We start from the raw sequence: 17260 nt of genomic DNA on the forward strand, positions 1-17260 counted from the left end.
GCGGCATCGCAGGGGCGTGAGCTTGTTGCCCGCTGCGACTGCCGATATCCTGGCGCTAGCGGCAATCCGCCGTCAGACACCTGGAGCATTGCAAGCATGAGCACCGCTGAACGCCATGATTCCTCCACCCTGGACGCGACGGCGCTGGGCGCCGATATCGCACAAGGGGCCACCACTGCGCTTGTTGCGATGCAGCAGGCGGTGGACCGGGTGGCGGCCCGCAATCCCACGATCAACGCGGCCTGCGGCCTGCAGGCGGAAATCGGCCTGCGCCTGGCGCAGTCGCTGGACGAGGAATTGGCCGGCTTGTCGCAGGAACAGCGGCTGGCGCAGTTGCGCAAGCGTCCGTTCCTGGGCGTGCCGACCTTGCTCAAGGACCTGGGCACGGCGGCACTGGGCCTGCCCAGCGCCATGGGCTCGGTGTTGTACGGCCAGGTGGAATGGAACGTCGACGCCGAGATCGTCAAGCGCTACCGCCGCGCTGGCCTGATTCCGTTTGGCCGCACGACCAGCGCGGAACTGGGCCTGAGCCCCACCACCGAATCGCCGGTCTACGGACCGGCCACCCAGAACCCCTGGAAGGCCGGCCACAGCGCCGGCGGCTCCAGCGGCGGCGCGGGCGCCGCGCTGGCCAGCGGCATGGTGCGCATCGCCCATGGCAGCGATGGCGGCGGGTCGATCCGCATTCCCTCGTCCTGCTGCGGCGTGCTGGGCCTGAAGCCCTCGCGCGGCCTGATGCCGTTGGGCCCGCTGAAGGGTGAAGGCTGGGGCGGCCTGGCCACCGAACACATGATGACCTTGTCGGTGCGCGACTGCGCCGCGTCGCTGGACATCAGCGCCGGCGCCGACGTGGGCGCGCCTTATGCCGCGCCGGCGCTGCCGGCGGATTCCTATCGCGCCGTGGTGGCGCGCGTCGCCGCCGATCCGCAATCGGCCGCGCGGCGCCGTATCGCCTTCGTCAATACGACCTACGAGGGGGAGGCCATCCACCCCGAAGTGGCGGCCGCCGTGGACGAGGCCGCGCGCCTTTTCGCTTCGCTGGGCCATGAGCTGGCGCCTGCCGCGCCGCCGGTGGGATCCGAGGAGGTGCTGTCGCCCATGCTGCCGCTCATCGCCAGCGCGGCGGCCAACGCCATCGACGCCTTCGTGGCCGCGCGCGGCCGCCGGCTGGCCGCCGACGAACTGCAGCCGACCACGCTGGGCGCGCGTGAGTACGCCCGCGCCATCTCGGGCGCGCAGTACGTGGCCTGCGTCGATACCTGCCACGAGATCACGCGCCGGGTCGGCCGCTTCCTGGAACGCGACGGCGCGCATGGCTACGACCTGTTCCTGAGCCCGGTGCTGGCGCAGCCACCGGCGCCCATCGGCCGCTACGCCATGGACAACGCCGATTACCTGGCCTACCGTCTGGGCAAGAAGGGCGTCATCGGCTATTCGCCTTTTGCGCCCCTGGCCAACCTGACCGGCATGCCCGCCATCTCCATCCCCTTCGGCATGTCGTCCGACGGCCTGCCGATCGGCATCCAGCTCATGGGGCCGTTGGGCAGCGAGGCGCTGCTGCTGGAATTGGCGGCGCAGGTCGAGGCGCTGCGGCCCTGGGCCCTGGTGGCGCCGATGGCCAGATAGGCCCGAAGGGGCAGACCGCGCCGGGGCGGGCGGCGCATCAGAGGACCGATCCAGGGAGCAGCCATGTCATCGTTTGCGACGCACAACGTATCCAACCAGGTGCCGCCCCTGGAGGACTACTCCTTGTACGAGACCGACCCGGCCTTGCGCGAGGCGGTGCGGCGCGAAGGCGCGCAAGCCTGGGCGACTGATCTGGCGGCGCATGGCGCCTGGCTGGGCCGTGCACAGACGCTGGAAGCCGGCGCGCAGGCCAACCGCTGCCCGCCACGCCTGATCAGCTACGACCGCGGCGGCCATCGCATCGACCGCGTCGAATTCCACCCGTCCTGGAATCTGCTGATGGGCGGCATCATGGCGCGCGGCCTGCACAGCCGCGCCTGGGCGCAGCCCGAGCCGGGCGCGCAGGTGGCGCGGGCCGCGGCCTATCTCATGCAGGGCCAGGTCGAGGCGGGCAGCCTGTGTCCCACCACCATGACGTTTGCCGCGGTGCCGCTGCTGCAGCGCGAACCCGCGGGTGTCGTGGACTTCGGCGGGCAGTGGCTGAACGCCCTGTATTCACGGGAGTTCGACGGCGCCGACGCGCCGCTGGCCGCCAAGCGCTCGGCCCTGATCGGCATGGGCCTGACGGAAAAGCAGGGCGGTTCGGACCTGCGCGCCGTCACCACGCGCGCCACGCCGGTAGGCGCGCCCGGCCGCGGCCGCGCCTACTTGCTGGTCGGCCATAAATGGTTTTTTTCGGTGCCGCAGGCCGACGCGCACCTGGTGCTGGCCCAGACCGACGAAGGGCTCAGCTGCTTTTTCGTGCCGCGCTGGATACCGGACGGACCGCGCAATGCCGTGCGCGTGCGCCGGCTCAAGGACAAGCTCGGCAACCGCAGCAACGCCAGCGCGGAGGTCGAGTTCGAGGATGCCTGGGGCGTCATGGTGGGCGAACCGGGCCGTGGCCTGGCGGTGCTGCTGGAGATGGCCGCCACCACCCGGCTGGATTGCGTGCTGGGCAGCGCGGCGTTGCTGCGGCAGGCGCTGGTGCAGTCGGCCCATCATGCGCGCCACCGCCACGCCTTTGGCAAGCCCTTGATCGAACAGCCGCTGATGCGCAACGTGCTGGCCGATCTTGCGCTTGAAAGCGAGGCGGCCATGGCGCTGGGCCTGCGGCTGGCGCGCGCTGTGGACGAGCGTGGCGATGCCAGCGCGCGGGCCCTGGTCCGCGTGGGCACGCCGGCCGCCAAGCTCTGGGTCTGCAAGCGGGCCATCGCCGCGGTGGCTGAATGCATGGAAGTCTGGGGCGGCAACGGCTACGTGGACGACGGTCCCATGCCCCGGCTTTACCGTGAAACCCCGGTCAATTCCATCTGGGAAGGCTCCGGCAACGTGATGGCGCTGGACGTGTTGCGGGCCTTGCAACGCGAGGCCGGCGCGCTGCCCGCGCTGGAGCGCGAGTTCGCGCAGGCGGCGGGCCAGTACCAGGACTTCGACGACGCGCTGGCGCGTTGGCGGGCCTTGCTGGCCGACGGCGCCCAGGCCGAGTTCCAGGCGCGCCGCATTGCCGCCGGCCTGGCGCGGTTGTGGCAGGCGGCCTTGCTGATCCAGCATGCGCCTGCGCCGGTGGCTCGGGCTTTTGTCGCCAGCCGCCTGAGCGCGGGCGGCGGCGTGTTCGGCGAACTGGCGGCGGACGCGGATGCGCAGGCCATCCTGGCGCGGGCGTGGCCTGCCGCCGCGTGCTAAATTTCCTGGCTCAAACAACCTTCCCGCATTTTTCCGCCATGCTTTCCCAGCAAGAACTCAAGCAGCAAGCCGCCGACGCGGCCCTGGAATTCGTTGAACAGGTCGCCGGCCCGGACGCCATCATCGGCGTGGGCACGGGCTCCACGGCGGATCTCTTCATCGACGGCCTGGCCCGTTTCAAGGGCCGGATCGCCGGCACGGTGGCCAGTTCCGAGCGCAGCGCCGCCCGGCTTGCCGGACATGGGCTGAAGGTGCTGGACCTGAACGACATCACGACGATGCCGATCTACGTCGACGGCGCCGACGAGATCGACGCCAACCTGCACATGATCAAGGGCGGCGGCGGCGCGCTGACGCGCGAGAAGATCGTGGCCTCCGTCGCCGAGCGCTTCATCTGCATCGCCGACGAATCCAAGCTGGTGCAGACCATGGGCAAGTTCCCGCTGCCGGTCGAAGTCATTCCCATGGCCCGCGAGTCCGTGGCGCGCGCCCTGGCGGCGCTGGGCGGCCAGCCCAAGCTGCGCGAGGGATTCGTCACCGATAACGGCAACATCATCCTGGACGTGTCCGGCCTGTCCATCACCGACGCGCTGGGCCTGGAAGCCCGGGTCAACAACCTGGCGGGCGTGGTGACCTGCGGCCTGTTCGCGATCGCGGGCGCCGACGTGGCCCTGCTGGCCACGCAGAACGGCATCCGCCGCCTGGACCGCCGCGCCTGATTCCGCTTCCGGCGATCTCCGGCATGGCCCCGGCCGGCCCGCCTTGTGGCCGCCGGGGACCGCATTCATAATCCTGTCACACTTGGGTCATAACCTTGCGGGTTGTGCAAGCCCACCCCCGTAATATCCTTTTATCAGGGCAGTGCAATGAGACCAACCACGCAGGGAGCCCGGATGTCGGAGCATACAAACAAGCAGTTCGATGCGGACCTGGAAAGCGTCCGTTCGCAGTTCCTGCAAATGGGCGGCTTGGTGGAAGCCATGATCCAGGAGGCCATCGACGCGCTCGCCAGCGGCGACATGTCGCTGGTCGACAAGGTTCGCGAGCGGGAAAAGGAAGTCAACCGCCACGAAGTCGAAATCGACGAGAGCATCAGCCGCATCCTGGCGCGCCACCAGCCCACCGCCATCGACCTGCGCATGCTGATGGCCGTGTCCAAGATGCTGACCGACATGGAGCGTTCCGGCGATGAAGCCGAGAAGGTCGCCACCGTCGCGCGCCGCATCCACGAAGCCGAGCTGCGCCACATCCCGGTGATCGAGCTGCGCCACATGGCCGCCAATGTGCGCACCATGCTGCATCAGGCGCTGGACGCGTTCGCCCGCCTCGATCCCATCCAGGCCGCCGCCGTCGTGCGCAGCGACAAGGAAGTGGACAAGGAATGGAAGGGCGCGCTGCGCCACCTGATCACCTACATGATCGAAGACCCGCGCACCATCTCGCGCGCCATCGACATGATCTTCATCGCTCGCGCGCTGGAACGCATCGGCGACCATGCCAAGAACATGTCCGAACGCGTGATCTACATGGTCAAGGGCGCCGACGTGCGCCATACCGGCGTGAAGAACACCGAACGCCTGGCGCGCGGCGAAGAAGAAGACACGGAAGAGTAATCGCCGCAGTCTGACGCCCGGCGGCCTCGCCGGGCGTCTGGCTTCGGAGATTGCGTCGCGGCGCCGCCAAACGCCTTGCGTCAGTCCAGCGGCAGCGCCGCCCCAGCTTGTAGGCGGGGGTCCGGCAGGCCGGGTTTGCCGGCGTCGATGCGGCCCGCCAGCCTGCGGCCGAAGGCCGGCATGGCGGGCGCGCTGACCTCCAGGTCGTACCATCCCTGGCAACCGCCATAGGCGAGTTCCAGCGAGCCGTCCGCCTGCACGTGCGCCATGGCGCACCAGCCGTCGCCCATGCGCGACTCCACCTTTACCGGCTGCGGCGTTTCGCCGCGATTGACGAGGCGCAGGGTCAAGCCTGCCGCCGCGTGGATGACTTGCGCCTCCAGCGTGCCCGCATCGCGCGCATCGCCGCGGAATTGCCGGTGCAGGCCGTCGGGACCCAGCAGCCACAGGTCATAGGAGCCGCCCGCGTGCAGGCGCCAGCCGTCGTCCAGCCGTGCGCCCGCGCCCACGGTGTAGCGGCGCGGAGCGTGTTCCAGTGCGTGGCGGTCATACACCTGCAGCACCGCGCCCGCGACGCCGGGGTTGCGCAGGGTCAGCCGGTAATGCCCGCCGTCGGCAGCCATCCTGCCCTGGACATCCAGTGCATAGGGAATGGCGCAGGCCTGGCGGCGGCCTTCGGCGTGGGCGCCGCGGTCGGCAGCGAAGTCGAAGGCCGAGGTGAGGTCGCCGGCGATCTCGCGCCGCCAGGCGCTGATATTGGGTTCGAGCACGCCGAAGCGCGCCTCCAGGAAGCGGATCACCGAGGTGTGGTCGAACACCTGCGAGTTGACCCAGCCGCCGCGGCTCCAGGGCGAGACCACCAGCATGGGCACGCGCGGCCCCAGTCCGAATCCGCGGCCGTGCAGGCCCGCGGGATCGTCCCGCGTGGCGGCGCTGGGACCGTGGCGCGCGTCGTGGTACTCGCCGTCCAGCTCGACCGTGGACAGGCCGCCGGGCAGGCCGCCGGCCGCGCGGGCGGGCGGCGCGGGTGGGGGCATGTGATCGAAGAAGCAGTCGTTCTCGTCATAGGTGACGAAAAACACGCAACGGCTCCAGACCTCCGGATTGCGCGTCAGTATCTCCAGCACGCGTTCCGTGTAGGCGCCGCCCCGCGCGGGCGAGGAGACCTCGGGGTGCTCGGAGTCGGGGGTGGGCGCGATGATCCACGACACCTGCGGCAGCGTGCCCTGGGCGACGTCGCGGGCCAGCTCGTCCAGCGTGTAGGTGGACAGGCCGCGGTCGCGCAAGGGGGCGTCGGCGCCGCCGTCCGCGTGCTGCCGGCGGTACTGCCGGAAGCCCGCCAGCGGGTTGTCGTGATAGTTGTCGGCCATGTCCTGGTAGATGCGCCAGTCCACGCCGGCAGTCTGCAGACGTTCGGGATAGGTGGTCCAGGCGTAGCCTTCGCTGGCGGAACCCAGGCGATCGTAGGTGTTGACCAGGGCCGGGCCGCCGGCCAGGCCCTGCGGATCATTGGTGCCGGTCCACAGGAACAGGCGGTTGGGATTGGTGCCGGCGTGGATCGAGCAATGATAGGCGTCGCACAAGGTAAAGGCGTTTGCCAGCGCGGTCTGGAACGGTATCTCCGCGCCGCGATAGGCGCCCATGCCCAGGCGGCTCTTGGCGGGCAGCCATTGGTCCATGCGGCCGTCGTTCCAGGCGCGCTGCGCATCATCCCAGGTGTGCGGCGTGATGTAGCCCACCTGCGCATCGCTGGCGTATTCCGCCTGCAAGGCATAGGGACGAACCTGTGTTGCGCCGTCAGCCTGCGTCAGCACGTTGCCGGCCAGCGTGGGTGCGGGATGCGGATCCGCGAAGCCGCGCACGCCGGGCAAGGTGCCGAAATAATGGTCGAAGGACCGGTTTTCCTGCATCAGGATCACGACGTGCCGCACATCCTGCAGGGTGCCCGTGCGGCGGTCGGGCCCGATGGCTAGCGCGCGCTCGATGGGCGAGGAGGGGACGGCGGAAGGGGACAGGCTCGATTCTTCTTTCATGACAGCGATGATACGGCCAGCAATACTTGAATCTTAAGGCCGGCGCCATGGCGGGAGCGGGCGCCGGAAATGAACAGCCCCTCGCGGGCGAGGGGCTGCATTGGGTCGGCCGCTATCCGCTTGCGGCCGGAAAGGCGCTGCCGGATCAGGCCGACGGCGGGACGTAGCCCTGCGCTTCGACGGTACCGTCTTCGAACAGGAAACGCTCCATCTGTTCTTTCAGGTACTTGCGGGCGCGCGCATCCGCCAGGTTCAGGCGGTTTTCGTTGACCAGGCGGGTCTGGATGCCCTTCCACTCTTCCCAAGCTTCCTTGGAAATGCTCTGCCAGATCTTGGTGCCGAGTTCGCCGGGATAGGGCGGAAAATCCAGCCCTTCGGCTTCACGCTTCAATTTCACACAGTTGACGATACGGGCCATGGTTCGCTGCCGGAAGAAATGAGTAATCCCGCATTTTAACGGGCTTGGCGCCGTGGCGGCGCCAAGCCCCTGCGGGCCCTGCGGGTAGCCCGGCTGTTACAGCTTCTTGATGAAGACCAGGCTGTTGCGCGAACGGTTGTAGTTGTGCTGCTTTTCGCGCGGCAGGTCGGCGATGCCGCCCTGCACGAACCCGCGCTTCATGAACCAGTGCGAGGTCCGCGTGGTCAGCACGAACAGGCGCTTGGCGCCGGTGGCGCGCGCGCGCGATTCCATGTGGCGCAGCAGGATTTCGCCTTCGCCCGAGCCCTGCCATTCCGGATGCACGATCAGGCAGGCCATCTCGGCCATCTGCTCTTCGGCGAAGGTATGCAGGGCAGCGCAGCCATAGATCACGCCGTCGTGCTCCAGCACGGTGAAGTTTTCCACGTCGCGCTCGACCACGCTGCGCGGGCGCGGCACCAGGGTGCCATCGGCTTCCAGCGGTTCGATCAGGCTGAGGATGGCGCCCACGTCGTCGATGGTGGCGGCGCGCAGGTCGTCCAGCGTGTCTTCCACCACCATGGTGCCCACGCCGTCGTGGGTGAAGATTTCCAGCAGTACGCTGCCGTCCAGCGCGAACGGCAGCAAGTGGGCGCGGGCCACGCCGCGCTTGACCGCCAGCGAGGCGTATTGCAGGAAGGCATGGGTTTCTTCGTCGAGCTCGCCGCCGGCCAGCAGCGCATCGGCGTCCACCCGGGCCAGTTCGGTGTCGAGCGTGCCGTCGTCGTTCAGCACGCCCTGCGAACTGGAAAGGAAGATCAGCTTTTCGGCGCGCAGCGCCACCGCGACGCTGGTGGCCAGGTCTTCCATGGCCAGATTGAAGGCGTCGCCGGTGGGCGAGAAGCCCAGCGGCGACAGCAGCACCACGGACGAGCCTTTTTCGATGGCGAACTTGAGCGCGTCGATGTCGATCTTGCGCACCTGGCCGGTGTGTTTGTAGTCCACGCCGTCCAGCACGCCGGTGGGGCGGGCGGTGACGAAGTTGCCGGAGATCACGCGGATGTGGGCGTGCGACATGGGCGTGTTCGGCAGCCCCTGGCTGAAGGCGGCCTCGATGTCCAGGCGGATTTCGCCCGCGGCTTCCTTGGCGCATTCCAGCGCGGCGGCGTCGGTGGGCGACAGGCCGCGGTCGAACTGCTGGGTAAAGCCCTTCAGGCGCAACTGCTCATTGACCTGCGGACGCGAGCCGTGCACCAGCACCAGGCGGATGCCCAGCGAGGACAGCAGCGACAGATCCTGCACCAGCGCGTTCAGCGCGCCGGCCTGCACCAGTTCGCCGCCGAACGCCACCACGAATGTCTTGCCTCGGAACGCATGCACATAGGGCGCCACTTCTCGGAACCATCGGACGAACTGGGCGGGTGCGAATTCTGGGGCTTCGAGGGCGGAGACGGTGTCTGGTTCCAGGTCGGGCATGATGGGTGGAAGGATTCCTGAGAGTAAGCAAAAAACGCGGCGCCGTGCCGCGCCATAGCGCCGTCGGGCGACGGCGTGGCGAAATTATATGACCGTCGCGCCCCGGCGCAGGGGGAAAAGAGTGCCAATTTGGTGCCGGATTTTCCGTTTTGCGCCCGGCGGGCCGGCAGGAGGTCCGCGGAAATTTATAATGCCGGGCTAACCGGACAAATCGTACATGCCTGAATCCTCCAGCCCGCGCGCGCCCAAGAGCGCGGACGCGGCGGCCCCGGCGGCGGCCAACGCGCGCAACGCGCCCCGCGCGCCGCGTCCCGAGCGGCCCATCCCCGTGGTGACCTACCCCGAAGACCTGCCCGTCAGCGCGCGGCGCCAGGAGATCGCGCGCGCCATCGCCAATCACCAGGTGGTGATCGTCAGCGGCGAAACCGGGTCGGGCAAGACCACCCAGCTGCCCAAGATCTGCCTGGAACTGGGCCGCGGCCGCCAGAAGATGATCGGCCACACCCAGCCGCGCCGCCTGGCCGCGACCTCGGTGGCCAAGCGCATCGCCGAAGAGCTGAACACGCCCATGGGCGAGGTGGTGGGCTACCAGGTGCGCTTCAACGACCGCACCGGCCCCAACGCGTCCATCAAGCTGATGACCGACGGCATCCTGCTGGCCGAATCGCAGCGCGACCCGCTCTTGCGCCGTTATGACACGATCATCATCGACGAGGCGCATGAGCGCAGCCTGAACATCGATTTTCTGCTGGGCTACCTGAAGCAGCTGCTGCCGCGCCGCCCGGACCTGAAGATCATCATTACCTCGGCCACCATCGACGCCGAGCGCTTCGCGCGGCACTTCGGCGCCTCCGAGGACAAGCTGGCGCCCGTCATCGAAGTATCCGGCCGCCTCTACCCCGTCGAGGTCCGCTATCGCCCCGTGCGCGAGGAACTCCCGGAAGACGAGGCCGCGCCGGCCAAGCCCGGCCGCGACCGCGAGCGCGTGTCGGGCGACGAAGAGCGCGACCTGATCGACGCCATCGTGGACGCGGTGGACGAATGCGCGCGCCACGGCCCGGGCGACGTGCTGGTGTTCCTGCCCGGCGAGCGCGAGATCCGCGAATCCGCCGAGGCGCTGCGCAAGCGCCATCCGGCCGGCACCGAAGTCCTGCCGTTGTACGCGCGCCTGTCGCAGGCCGAGCAGGAGCAGATCTTCCATCCGCGCACCAACGCGCGGCGCATCGTGCTGGCCACCAACGTGGCGGAAACCTCGCTGACCGTGCCCGGCATCCGCTTCGTGGTCGACAGCGGGCTGGCGCGCATCAAGCGCTATTCCTGGCGCAACAAGGTCGAGCAGCTGCGCATCGAGCCGATCAGCCGCGCCTCGGCCAACCAGCGCGCCGGCCGTTGCGGCCGGGTCGGGCCGGGCGTCTGCATCCGGCTCTACGACGAGCTGGACTTCAACAACCGGGCGCCGTTCACGGACCCGGAAGTGCTGCGCTCGTCGCTGGCCTCGGTCATCCTGCGGATGAAGTCGCTGAAGCTGGACGACATCGAACAGTTCCCCTTCGTCGAGGCGCCTCCGGGCCGCGCGGTGGCCGACGGCTATCACCTGCTGCAGGAGCTGGGCGCGATCGAGCTGGTGTCCGCCTCCGACGACGATGCCGAGGCGTCCCGCACGGGCTCGTCCTTCGCGTTGACCCAGACGGGCCACGAACTGGCCAAGCTGCCGGTGGACCCGCGCATCGGCCGAATGATCCTGGCGGCGCGCGAACACCAATGCCTGGCCGAAATGCTGATCATCGCCTCGGCCCTGTCGGTGCAGGACGCGCGCGACCGCCCCATGCAGGAACGCGAGGCGGCCGAGGCGGCGCACGCCAAGTTCGCCGACGACAAGTCCGAGTTCATCTCTTTCCTGAAGCTGTGGCGCTGGTATGGCGAGCAGGTGCAGCACAAGGCCTCGCAGCGCAAGCTGGTGGCCTTGCTGCGCCAGAATTTCCTGTCGCCGATCCGGCTGCGCGAATGGCACGACGTGCACACCCAGCTGGCCGCGCTGGTGGGCGAGCAGGGTTGGCGCCTGAACCAGGCCGAGGCCACCTACGAGCAGCTGCACATGGCGCTGCTGTCGGGCCTCCTGGGCAATATCGGCTTCAAGAGCGACGAAGGCGGCCACTACCAGGGCGCGCGCGAAATCCGCTTCCATATCCACCCCGGTTCGCGGCTGGTGAAGAAGGCGGGGCGCTGGATCGTGGCGGCCGAACTGGTCGAGACCACGCGGCTGTACGCGCGCTGCGTGGCGCGGATCGACCCGGTGTGGCTGGAAAAAATCGGCGCGCACCTGATCCGCAAGAACTGGTCCGATCCGCGCTGGGAAAAGAAGGCCGGGCAGGTGGTGGCCAACGAACGGGCCACGCTGTACGGGCTGACCATCTACACCGGCCGGCGCATCCAATACGGCCGGGTCAATCCGACCCACGCCCGCGAGCTGTTCATCCGCCAGGCCCTGGTGCCCGGTGAGATCGACACGCGGCTGGCGTTCGTGGCGCACAACCGCAAGCTGATCGCCGGCATCGAAAAGCTGGAACATCAGACCCGCCGTCCGGACATCCTGGTCGACGACGAGCTGATCCACGCCTTCTACGACCGGCAGCTGCCGGCCGACATCTCGCAGACGGCCTCGCTGGAAAAGTGGGTGTCGGGGCTGGACAAGGCCTCCGCCGCCAAGCTCATGCTGACCCGCGACGAGCTGATGCGGCACGAGGCCGCGGGCGTCACGACCGATGTCTTCCCCAAGAAGGTGGAATGGCAGGGCGTGTCGATGGCGCTGGATTACCACTTCGAACCCGGTTCGCCGCGCGACGGCGTGACCCTGTCGGTGCCGCTGTTCGCGCTCAACCAGATCGATCCGGCGCGCTGCGAATGGCTGGTGCCCGGCATGCTCAAGGAGAAGGTGCATCTGCTGCTGAAGTCTTTGCCGCAGAAGCTGCGGCGCCATTGCGTGCCGCTGCCGGACTACGCGGCGGGTTTCTACGAGCGCTGGTTCGAGCGCCAGGCCGATCCGCAGCAGGGGCTGGTGGACGCGATCATCGCCGACATGTGGGACCAGGTGCAGGTGCGGCCGGCGGCGGGCGACTTCAAGCTGGAGACCTTGCCGGCCCACCTGTTCATGAATTTCCGGGTGGTGGACGAGCACGGCCGCATGCTGGCGGCGGGGCGCAACCTGGCGCAGTTGCGGGCCGAATTCGGCAAGCAGGCGCAGGCCACGTTCCAGCAGCTGGCGGCCAGCGACACCCAGGTCGCCCAGGCACTGGCGCACGAGAACCTGACCTCCTGGTCCTTCGGCCCCTTGCCGGAGATCATGGAGATCAAGCGGCGCGGGCAGTCGGTGATCGGCTATCCGGCGCTGGTGGACCGCGGCGCGCACTGCGACCTGGACGTGTTCGACGACCCGGACGAAGCGCGCAAGCACCATCGCGCGGGCCTGCTCAAGCTGTTCCGGCTGGGCTTGCGCGAGCAGGTGAAGTTCCTGGAAAAGAACCTGACGGACCTGACCAAGATCAGCATGCTCTACATGACGCTGGGCACGCAGGAAGAGCTGCGCGACCAGATCATCGATTGCGCGCTGGGGCAGGCTTGCCTGGCCGATCCTTGGCCGGTGAACGAGCAGCAGTTCGAGGCCCGGCGGGCCGAGGGCAAGGGCCGGCTGGGCCTCCTGGCGCAGGAAGTGGCGCGGCTGGCGGGGGCGGTGCTGACGGAATGGGCGGCGGTGCAACGCAAGCTGCCGCAGGCCAAGCCGCATGCGGCGGCCTATGCGGACTTGCAGGCGCAGTTGGGGGCGCTGATGCCGAAGTGGTTCATCCGCGATACGCCGTATGCGCAGCTTGCGCATTTCCCCCGCTATCTGAAGGCGGTGCTGGCGCGCATCGACAAGTTGCGCGCGGATCCGGCGCGGGACGCGAAGCTGGTGGCGGAGATGGCGCCGTTGCTGACCCAGTATCAGCGCGCGCGGTCGGCCTTGAAGGGGGCGCCGGATCCGCGGCTGGATGAGTTCCGCTGGCTGCTGGAGGAACTGCGGGTGGCGTTGTTCGCGCAGGAGTTGCGCACGCCCATGCCGGTTTCGGTGAAGCGCCTGATGAAAAGCTGGGAATCCCTGAAGCGCTGACCGCGCCGGGACGGTGCGAGCCGTCCCGGATTACCGCCGGATTTCAGGTCGTTTTCCGTTCAGAGACGCGTCATCTGGTTATGCTTCAATGCGCGGGCCTTTCCTCGCAGCTCCCAGGAGCATAGCCGCCATGTTCGAGCTTTTCAGCACGCGCACCCGCCCGGGAGCGGCGTCCCGTTCGACCCCGAACCGCTGGGACTGGGCGCTTTTGCCCCTGGTGCTGGCCGTGCTGGCGCTGATGGCATACGGCGCCTCCCAGATGAGCCGCCCCTTCGCCATCGGGGAAGAACTGCCGATTTCGCTGGACCCGGCCTACCTGCCGTATTACCTGCTGCGCACCATCCTGCGGATGTTCACGGCGCTGGCCTTTTCGCTGTTGTTCAGCTTCGTCTTTGCCGCCATCGCCGCCAAGTACCGGACGGCGGAAAAGGCGATGATCCCGATGCTGGACATCCTGCAGTCCGTCCCCATCCTGGGCTTCCAGGCCATCGCCATTGCGCCGTTCATCGCGCTGTTCCCGGGCAATCTGCTTGGAGTCGAATGCGCGGCCATCTTCGCCATCTTCACTTCCCAGGCCTGGAACATGGCGTTCAGCCTGTACCAGTCCATGCGCACGGTACCGTCGGAGCTGCACGAGGCGGCGCGCATTTTCCGGCTGTCCGGCTGGCAACGGTTCTGGCGGCTGGAGCTGCCTTACGCCACGCCCGGCCTGCTGTGGAACATGATGATGTCGATGTCCGGGGGCTGGTTCTTCCTGGTCGCGGCCGAGGCCATTTCGGTGGCGGGGCAGGACATCAAGTTGCCCGGCATCGGCTCCTACATCGCGGTGGCGATCGAGGCGGAAAACGGCCGCGCCATCGCCTGGGCCATCGGCGCCATGATGGCGGGCATCCTGCTGTACGACCAGCTGTTCTTCCGGCCGCTGCTGGCCTGGGCCGACAAGTTCCGCTTCGAGGAATCGCAGGGCGATGCCGCCCAGCAGTCCTGGCTGCTGGACTGGACCCGCCGCAGCCGCTGGATGAAGGCGCTGTCCGATGCGTTCTGGGCGCGCATGCGGCGCGCGCTGGGCTGGTTCAGCGTGCCGTACGACGGCACCTCGGTCCGCGCCCGCGCCAAGGCGCCGGATCCGCGCTGGACGCGGGTCTGGGATGCGCTGCTGGCGGCGGGCGCGCTGCTGGCCACCTACAAGCTGGTGCGCTTCGTCCACGAGGACGTGGGTTGGGGCGAGGTGCTGCACGTGCTCGGGCTGGGAGGCATCACCCTGGTGCGCGTCATGCTGCTGATCACCCTGGCCTCGGCGGTCTGGGTGCCGATCGCGGTCTGGATCGGGCTGCGGCCCAAGTATTCGCAGCGGGTCCAGGCGGTGGCGCAGTTCCTGGCCGCCTTTCCGGTGAACCTGCTGTTCCCGGCGGTGGTGTTCGTGATGGTGGCGTTGAAGCTCAACCCCAACATCTGGCTGAGCCCGCTGATCATCTTCGGCACCCAGTGGTACATCCTTTTCAACGTGGTGGCTGGGGCCTCCACCATCCCCAACGAATTGCGCCTGGCCGCGGGCAACCTGGGGCTCAAGGGCTGGCTGCTGTGGCGCCGTGTCTACCTGCCCGCGGTCTTTCCCAGCTTCATCACCGGCGCCATCACCGCCAGCGGCGGATCATGGAACGCGAGCATCGTGGCCGAGTACGTGACCTGGGGCAACACGTCGCTGGTCGCGGACGGCTTGGGCAGCTACATCAAGCAGATGACGGAGCTGGGCGACTTCCATCGCATCGCGCTGGGCATCGGCGTCATGAGTATTTTCGTGATGCTGCTGAACCGCTTTTTCTGGCGCAAACTGTATTTGCTGGCCGAAGACCGCGGCCGCTAGGAGTCTCTAGTCATGGGTTCCAATTCCCTGATCGAACTGCACGACGTCGGCAAGTCGTTCCGCGCCGCCGACGGTACCCAGCGGCATGTGCTCGAACACGTGGATTTCACGCTGAAAGAGGGTGAAATCGTCGCCTTGCTAGGCAAGTCCGGCTCGGGCAAGTCCACCCTGTTGCGCATCATGGCGGGATTGGTCAACGCCGACCAGGGCACGGTGACCTATCGCGGCCAGCCTGTGTATGGCCCGGCGTCGGGTATCGCCATGGTGTTCCAGTCGTTCGCGCTCTTTCCCTGGCTGACCGCCCAGCAGAACGTCGAGTTGGGCCTGGAGGCCCAGGGCGTGGCTGCGGCCGAGCGCGCCAGACGCGCGGACGCCGTGCTGGATCTGATAGGCCTGGGCGGCTTTGGCGGGGCCTTGCCGCGCGAACTCTCGGGCGGCATGCGGCAGCGTGTCGGCATCGCCCGCGCCCTGGTCATGAATCCCGACGTGCTGCTGATGGACGAAGCCTTTTCGGCGCTGGACGTCCTGACCGGCGAGACGTTGCGCGACGACATGCTGGAGCTATGGGAAGAAAGCCGCATCTCCACCAAGGGCATCCTGATCGTCTCGCACAACATCGAGGAAGCAGTGATGATGGCCGACCGCATCATCGTGTTCTCCAGCGACCCGGGACGCATCCGCAGCCAGGTCATGGTGGGCCTGCCGCGGCCGCGCGACGTCGATTCCGCGCCGGTGCGCGCGCTGATCGACGAAGTCTATGCGCTGATGACGATGCGGCCTGCCCACGACGTGCCCACGCCGCTGCAGCAAGGCCTGGGTTACCGTTTCCCGCAGACCGAAGTCGAGCGCATGGAGGGGGTGTTGGACGTGCTGGCCGAAGCGCCGTTCAATGGCCGCGCCGACCTGCCCAAGCTGGCCGAGGAGGCCGAGATTTCTGACGATGACCTGCTGCCGGCCTGCGAAGCGCTGGGCCTGTTCGGCCTGGCCCGGATCGATCGCGGCGATATCTTCCTGACGCCGCTCGGCCAGCGCTACGTGCTGGCCGAACAAGCCCAGAAACAGGTGATTTTCGGCCGCCAGCTGCTGGCGCACGTGCCGCTGGCCGCCCACATCCGCCACAGCCTGGAGCAGGAACCTGCCGGCGCGCTGCCCGAGAAGAACTTCCTGGATTCGCTGGAGGAGTTCCTGAAGCCCGACGAGGCCGAACGGGTGCTGAAGATCGCGGTGGAGTGGGGGCGCTATGGCGAGATCTATGGCTACGACTACCATACCGGGCTGCTGACGCTGCCCGCGCCGGACCCGGCCTAGACCCGGAAAATGCGAACCGGCGCCCGGGCCTGGACGGGCGCCGCTGACCGCTACAGAGCCAGGAATCCCAGGACGGCCAGGACGATCAGGCCGTACTTGGTGGCCTTGTAGACCTTGCGGTTCCAGGCCTTGAAGGCCTTGCGCTTCTGGTCGATGACCCAGTGGGCGTGGGTCAGCTTGTTGATGGCGCCGGTCTGGTCGCCGCCGTCGTTGGGCGAGCTGGCGGCGGACATGACGACGCGGCCGAACCAGCGGTTGAAGGCTTCGGCCCAGCGCCACTTCAGCGGACGCTCCACGTCGCAGAACAGGATGATGCGGTTCTGGTCGGTGTGGTTGTAGGCTTCGTGCACGTAGGTTTCGTCGAACACCACGCTTTCGCCATCGCGCCAGCTGTAGTGTTCGCCGTCGACGATGATGTGGCAGCCGTCGTCGTTCGGGGTGACCAGGCCCAGGTGGTAGCGCAGGGACCCCGCGAACGGGTCGCGGTGCGGGTTCAACTGGCCGCCCGGCGGCAGTTCGGCGAACATCGCGGCCTTGACCTTGGGCAGGGTCTTCAGGATGGCGACGGTCTTGGGGCAGAGTTCCTCGGCCGACGGGTGGCGGGCGTCGTACCACTTCAGGTAGAAGCGCTTCCAGCCGTACTTGAAGAAGGAATTGAAGCCGATGTCGTTATGGGTGTCGGCGGCCTTGATGCGGCGTAGTTCCGCCATCTGCTGGGCTTCTTCGCGGATCGTTTCCCAGTTGTCGTCCAGCACCTTGAGCTCGGCGATTTCGCTCGTGGTCAGGTAGGGCGTGGTGGGAACCCGCGAGGTCAGCACCATGAAGGCGTTGACAGGGGCGAGCAACACCGAATGGTCCAGCAGTTGCCGGCCCAGCGGCAGCTTGACGCGGCCGCGGAAGTGCGCAAACAGGATGGCGCTGAGCCAGATCCCGGGAATTAGCCATTTCATAGGTGAATCTCGTGCGTAAATCTCATGTCAACAATGAAGGATGACGTGCAACGTGTATTGTTACACAGGCGCCCGCGTGGTCCATTGCGCAAGCGCAGGGGCCTCGGCTTGGACCGCGTTGACT

11 protein-coding genes are annotated in these 17260 nt (G+C 67.9%); 7 read left to right on the forward strand and 4 right to left on the reverse strand.

Annotated features, from left to right (window positions below):
- Positions 1–96 precede the first annotated feature (96 nt).
- The 4 genes from BRO63_RS09265 (at position 97) to phoU (ending at position 4964) form a co-directional block, all read left to right on the forward strand.
- Positions 97–1626 (forward strand): amidase, encoded by a 1530-nt coding sequence (locus BRO63_RS09265; RefSeq protein WP_088139426.1) that lies wholly within the window; start codon positions 97–99, stop codon positions 1624–1626.
- Between the two features lie 63 nt (positions 1627–1689).
- Complete coding sequence (locus BRO63_RS09270; protein WP_088139427.1) at positions 1690–3351, forward strand: isovaleryl-CoA dehydrogenase; 1662 nt, start codon at positions 1690–1692, stop codon at positions 3349–3351.
- Between the two features lie 38 nt (positions 3352–3389).
- Positions 3390–4070, forward strand: coding sequence for a ribose-5-phosphate isomerase RpiA (rpiA, locus tag BRO63_RS09275; RefSeq protein ID WP_088139463.1), 681 nt, complete (start codon positions 3390–3392; stop codon positions 4068–4070).
- Between the two features lie 174 nt (positions 4071–4244).
- Positions 4245–4964, forward strand: coding sequence for a phosphate signaling complex protein PhoU (gene phoU, locus BRO63_RS09280; RefSeq protein WP_088139428.1), 720 nt, complete (start codon positions 4245–4247; stop codon positions 4962–4964).
- Positions 4965–5044: 80 nt separating this feature from the next.
- Here phoU and BRO63_RS09285 read toward each other — a convergent pair whose 3' ends face one another.
- The 3 genes from BRO63_RS09285 to argA all read right to left on the reverse strand — a co-directional run bounded on the left by BRO63_RS09285 (position 5045) and on the right by argA (position 8870).
- The gene (locus tag BRO63_RS09285) at positions 5045–6997 is read right to left on the reverse strand and encodes a phosphocholine-specific phospholipase C (protein ID WP_088139429.1); all 1953 of its coding nucleotides are present in this window, start codon (positions 6995–6997) and stop codon (positions 5045–5047) included.
- A 145-nt stretch (positions 6998–7142) separates the two neighbouring features.
- Positions 7143–7415 (reverse strand): oxidative damage protection protein, encoded by a 273-nt coding sequence (locus BRO63_RS09290; protein WP_013392664.1) that lies wholly within the window; start codon positions 7413–7415, stop codon positions 7143–7145.
- 96 nt (positions 7416–7511) lie between these two features.
- A complete protein-coding gene (argA, locus tag BRO63_RS09295; protein WP_088139430.1) occupies positions 7512–8870 on the reverse strand; it encodes an amino-acid N-acetyltransferase in 1359 nt (452 codons plus the stop codon).
- Between the two features lie 217 nt (positions 8871–9087).
- Here argA and hrpA point away from each other — a divergent pair, with 217 nt between their 5' ends.
- The 3 genes from hrpA to BRO63_RS09310 all read left to right on the forward strand — a co-directional run bounded on the left by hrpA (position 9088) and on the right by BRO63_RS09310 (position 16186).
- Entirely contained in the window at positions 9088–13014 is a 3927-nt protein-coding gene (hrpA, locus tag BRO63_RS09300) for an ATP-dependent RNA helicase HrpA (RefSeq protein ID WP_088139431.1), read from the forward strand.
- Positions 13015–13144: 130 nt separating this feature from the next.
- Complete coding sequence (locus tag BRO63_RS09305) at positions 13145–14878, forward strand: ABC transporter permease (RefSeq protein WP_088139432.1); 1734 nt, start codon at positions 13145–13147, stop codon at positions 14876–14878.
- A gap of 12 nt (positions 14879–14890) precedes the next feature.
- Entirely contained in the window at positions 14891–16186 is a 1296-nt protein-coding gene (locus BRO63_RS09310; protein ID WP_088139433.1) for an ABC transporter ATP-binding protein, read from the forward strand.
- 50 nt (positions 16187–16236) lie between these two features.
- On the opposite strand, the gene lpxO is transcribed toward BRO63_RS09310, so the two are convergent.
- A complete protein-coding gene (lpxO, locus tag BRO63_RS09315; protein WP_088139434.1) occupies positions 16237–17136 on the reverse strand; it encodes a lipid A hydroxylase LpxO in 900 nt (299 codons plus the stop codon).
- Positions 17137–17260 lie beyond the last annotated feature (124 nt).

Source organism: Achromobacter xylosoxidans, from assembly GCF_002192695.1.
GTDB lineage: Bacteria > Pseudomonadota > Gammaproteobacteria > Burkholderiales > Burkholderiaceae_B > Achromobacter > Achromobacter xylosoxidans_C.

Coding starts and splice junctions, on each gene's coding strand:
- BRO63_RS09265 (WP_088139426.1), top strand. CDS start 97: ATGAGCACCGCTGAACGCCATGATTCCTCCACCCTGGACGCGACGGCG.
- BRO63_RS09270 (WP_088139427.1), top strand. CDS start 1,690: ATGTCATCGTTTGCGACGCACAACGTATCCAACCAGGTGCCGCCCCTG.
- rpiA (WP_088139463.1), top strand. CDS start 3,390: ATGCTTTCCCAGCAAGAACTCAAGCAGCAAGCCGCCGACGCGGCCCTG.
- phoU (WP_088139428.1), top strand. CDS start 4,245: ATGTCGGAGCATACAAACAAGCAGTTCGATGCGGACCTGGAAAGCGTC.
- BRO63_RS09285 (WP_088139429.1), bottom strand. CDS start 6,997: ATGAAAGAAGAATCGAGCCTGTCCCCTTCCGCCGTCCCCTCCTCGCCC.
- BRO63_RS09290 (WP_013392664.1), bottom strand. CDS start 7,415: ATGGCCCGTATCGTCAACTGTGTGAAATTGAAGCGTGAAGCCGAAGGG.
- argA (WP_088139430.1), bottom strand. CDS start 8,870: ATGCCCGACCTGGAACCAGACACCGTCTCCGCCCTCGAAGCCCCAGAA.
- hrpA (WP_088139431.1), top strand. CDS start 9,088: ATGCCTGAATCCTCCAGCCCGCGCGCGCCCAAGAGCGCGGACGCGGCG.
- BRO63_RS09305 (WP_088139432.1), top strand. CDS start 13,145: ATGTTCGAGCTTTTCAGCACGCGCACCCGCCCGGGAGCGGCGTCCCGT.
- BRO63_RS09310 (WP_088139433.1), top strand. CDS start 14,891: ATGGGTTCCAATTCCCTGATCGAACTGCACGACGTCGGCAAGTCGTTC.
- lpxO (WP_088139434.1), bottom strand. CDS start 17,136: ATGAAATGGCTAATTCCCGGGATCTGGCTCAGCGCCATCCTGTTTGCG.